General features: G+C 67.2%; 1 protein-coding gene. It reads right to left on the bottom strand.

Going from position 1 to position 524, the window contains the following annotated elements; translation table 11 throughout:
• Positions 1 to 420 (bottom strand): PLP-dependent transferase (locus AC1DWF_RS38450; protein ID WP_476843646.1); only part of this gene is annotated, 420 nt, incomplete at its 3' end.
• Between the last annotated feature and the right edge of the window lie 104 nt (positions 421 to 524).

Below are 524 nucleotides of genomic sequence, written 5' to 3'. Positions count from 1 at the left end.
GGCCTCGGGGTCGGCCGGGTCCACGAAGCGGACCTCGATGCCGAACTGCTTCATCGTATTGGCGAAGAGGTTCCAGGTGCCGCCATAAAGGTCGGTGCTGCTGACGATGTTGTCACCGGCCTGGCAGAGGTTCAGCACCGTGAAGGTCGTCGCCGCCTGGCCCGAGCCGACGCTCAGCGCGGCCGCGCCGCCTTCGAGCTGCGCCACGCGCGTCTCCAGCGCGTCGTTGGTCGGGTTCATGATGCGGGAGTAGATGTTGCCGAGCTCGGCGAGGCCGAAGAGCCGGGCGGCGTGGCCCGTGTCCTGGAACTGGAAGCTCGTCGTCTGGTGGATCGGCACCGCGACCGAACCCATGCTCGGGTCGGCGCGGTGGCTGCCGCCATGGAGCGCGATGGTCTCCGGGTGGGTGAACTGGCTCATTCGGGCTCCGACCTTCCTCGATTTGGCCGGGACACTGCCATCATCGGAGGGCCGGAGGAAAGCCTTAACCACGCATGGATCGGACGATAGGGGCCAGAGATGGC

The sequence above is a fragment of the Aminobacter sp. P4_D5 genome, assembly GCF_056401815.1.
The sequence above is the reverse complement of the archived record's forward strand: the minus strand, read 5'-3'. Positions and strand labels throughout refer to the sequence as shown.